Source organism: Sphingomonas bacterium, assembly GCF_903644135.1.
GTDB lineage: Bacteria > Pseudomonadota > Alphaproteobacteria > Sphingomonadales > Sphingomonadaceae > Sphingomonas.
In genome coordinates this window covers 1-2,754 of sequence record NZ_CAHJXA010000355.1, presented here as the reverse complement: position 1 = coordinate 2,754, position 2,754 = coordinate 1, and the positions used below count along the sequence as shown (strand labels likewise).

Here is a 2,754-nt window from a genome sequence, read left to right as displayed (position 1 = left end):
TCGCGATCGACGACGATGCGGCGATCGAGGCGCTAGCACCGGTCGACGCGGTGGCGGACGCGGTCGGCGGCGACGTCGCGGCCAAGACGATCCGGCGTGCGCGCGACGGCGGCGTGTTCGGCACAGCCGTGCGCGGCCCCTATGCGCAGGCGGGCGTCGAGGTGAACGCCGTGTTCGCGCACGCCGACGCCGCGACGATCCTCCGCTACGCCGAGGCGGTACGCGATGGCACGCTGACGATCCCACGCGGGCCGACCTTCGCGCTGGCCGACGCTGCCGAGGCGCAGGAGCGGTCGACCGCCGGGAGAGTGGGCAAGATCGCGCTGATCCCGTGACAGGGAGACGCGAGATGGTGGCAGTCCGTTGATGCGCCACCCCGCAATCGGCCGCAGGCCGACTGTCGCGGGCGGTGGTCCGGCTCGCTCGTGACCGAGCTGCTGCCGTAGTGAGCGCGATCGCCGACGAACCGCCGCTTGCAGAGGGACCGGCGCTGCTGCGCTGGCTCGGCTTTGCGGCGATGGCGCTGGGGCTGTTCATGTCGATCCTCGACATGCAGATCGTCGCGACGTCGCTGCCCGTGATCCAGGCGTCGCTGCGCCTCGATCCGCAGCAGATGAGCTGGATCCAGACCGCCTATATCATCGCCGAGGTGGTCTCGATCCCGATCACCGGCTTCCTGACCCGTGTGCTGACCATGCGCGGGCTGTTCGTCGTCGGCGTGCTGGCGTTCGTCGTCGCCTCGGCGGGATGCGCGGCGAGCGGCGGGTTCGCGGGGCTGATCGTCTGGCGGGTGATCCAGGGGTTCGCGGCGGGGACGCTGATCCCGGCGGTGTTCTCGGCGGTGTTCCTGCTGTTTCCGCCGAGTCGGGAGGCGTTCGCGACCTCGATCGCCGGCGTGCTGGCAGTGCTGGCCCCGACGATCGGGCCCATAGTGGGCGGCTATGTCACGCAGACGTTCAACTGGCACTGGCTGTTCCTGATCAACGTCGTGCCGGGGCTGGCCGCGGCGGCGATCGGGTTCGCCTGCCTGCCGCGCGAGGTGACGCGGCTGGCGCTGGTGCGCGCGCTCGACCTGATCGGCCTGGCCGCGCTGGCGGCGGCGCTGACCAGCCTGGTGCTGGCGCTGAAGCTCGCGCCGGATCATGGCTGGGCGTCGATGCCGGTGGCGGCGCTGCTGGTGCTGACGCTGGCGAGCGCGGTGCTGTTCGTCCGCCGCTCGCTGACCAGCGCCAGCCCGGTCGCCGATCTCCGCGTCCTCGCCGATGCGCGCGTGGCGGCTGGGTGCGCGCTGAACTTCGTGTTCGGATTCGGGCTGTTCGGCTCGGTCTTTCTGATGCCGGTGTTCCTGATCCTGGTGCGCGGCCACAACGCGCTCGACACCGGCCGCGTCATGCTCGTCACCGGCGTCGCGCAACTGCTGGCGGCACCGGTCGCGGTGGTGCTGGAGAAGCGGATCGAGCCGCGCACGCTCAGCCTGTTCGGGTTCACCCTGTTCGGGGTCGGCCTGCTGATGAGCGGCCATGCCACGCCCGACACCGACTACCCCGGCATGTTCGCGGGCCAGGCGGTCCGGGGCGCGGCGGTGATGTTCTGCCTGTTGCCGCCGACAAGGCTGGCGCTCGGCCACCTGCCGCTCGCGGCGGTACCGAACGCGAGCGGGCTGTTCAACGTGACCCGCAACCTGGGCGGCGCGATCGGGCTGGCGCTGATCGACACGATTATGTTCGGGCGGACGCCGATATGGGGTCGATGGATCGTCCAGCGGCTGCTTGCCGGCGACGTGTCGGTGGCAAGGGCGGTCGGCATCCCGATCGACGACTTCCTTGCCGCGCGGGGCCAGCCGATCGACGCCGACACGCGCGAGCTGCTGCGGCCGATGGTGGAGAAGCTTGCGCTGGTCCATGCGATGAACGAAGCATGGCTGGCGGTTGCGGCGATCACGATCGTCGCCGGGGTGGCGATCATCGCCTGGCTGGTCGCGACCGAGCGGTCGCGGACGCGAGGTGCAAGGCGGACGAGGGAAGCAATGACATGGGACCACGCAGGCGCTTGATCGAGGGGCTGGCGCTGCTGGTCGCAGCGCTTCCCACTGCCGCGCTGGCGGAAGACCCGGCCCGGCGTGCCTGCTACGCCGATGCCAAGCGGCTGTGCCCGGAGGCGGTCCACGCGCTCAGCCGCAAGCGCGCGGAGGTCTGCCTGGCCGCCAAGATCGACCAGACCTCGCCCGGCTGCCACGCCATGATCCTGAAGGTTCGGGCGCAACGCGCGGCGGCGCTGCCGGGACATTAGCGCCGCTGGTGGGTCCGCCGGGGCTCGAACCCGGGACCTCTCGATTAAAAGTCGCTTGCTCTGCCAACTGAGCTACGGACCCTCACCAGTCCGGCGGACCTAGGCAGCGGCCGGCGAGCGGTCAACCGGTGGAGCAGCTGTTGCACCGTTCTGCCGCCGGCATCGCGCCAGTCCGGAGCGATCCGCGCCAGCGGGGCCAGCACGAACTGGCGGTCGGCGAGAGCGCGGTGCGGCACCGCAAGGCCGGGCGACGTCCAGGTGCCTCCCGACCAGAGCAGGATGTCGAGGTCGATCACCCGCGCGCTCCAGCGCTGTCCGCGCCGCCGCCCGAACGCCGCCTCGATCGCCTTCAGCCGGGCGAGCAGCACCGGTGGCGCCTCGTCGCTCTCCACCAGCGCGGCGGCGTTGGCGAAGGCGCGGATCGACGGGCCCAGCGGCGGCGTCGTCACGATCGGCGACATCGCG

Annotated in this window: 4 protein-coding genes and 1 tRNA gene; 3 read left to right on the top strand and 2 right to left on the bottom strand. The window is 71.4% G+C overall.

The window, feature by feature from the left end:
* The 3 genes from HUU96_RS14385 to HUU96_RS14375 all read left to right on the top strand — a co-directional run.
* Positions 1–335 (top strand): zinc-binding dehydrogenase (locus HUU96_RS14385; protein WP_174293425.1); only part of this gene is annotated, 335 nt, incomplete at its 5' end.
* Positions 336–445: 110 nt separating this feature from the next.
* Positions 446–2,053, top strand: coding sequence for a DHA2 family efflux MFS transporter permease subunit (locus tag HUU96_RS14380; RefSeq protein ID WP_254605253.1), 1,608 nt, complete (start codon positions 446–448; stop codon positions 2,051–2,053).
* Positions 2,032–2,289 carry a hypothetical protein gene (locus tag HUU96_RS14375; RefSeq protein ID WP_174293424.1) on the top strand — a complete coding sequence of 86 codons (258 nt, stop codon included), beginning with the start codon at positions 2,032–2,034 and terminating at the stop codon, positions 2,287–2,289. Before HUU96_RS14380 ends, HUU96_RS14375 begins: the two co-directional genes overlap by 22 nt.
* A 6-nt stretch (positions 2,290–2,295) precedes the next feature.
* On the opposite strand, the gene HUU96_RS14370 is transcribed toward HUU96_RS14375, so the two are convergent.
* Positions 2,296–2,371: transfer RNA gene (locus tag HUU96_RS14370), tRNA-Lys, on the bottom strand.
* Positions 2,334–2,754: 2-amino-4-hydroxy-6-hydroxymethyldihydropteridine diphosphokinase (gene folK / locus HUU96_RS14365; RefSeq protein ID WP_174293426.1), on the bottom strand; the 421-nt coding region annotated here is incomplete at its 5' end. The genes HUU96_RS14370 and folK, both read right to left, overlap by 38 nt.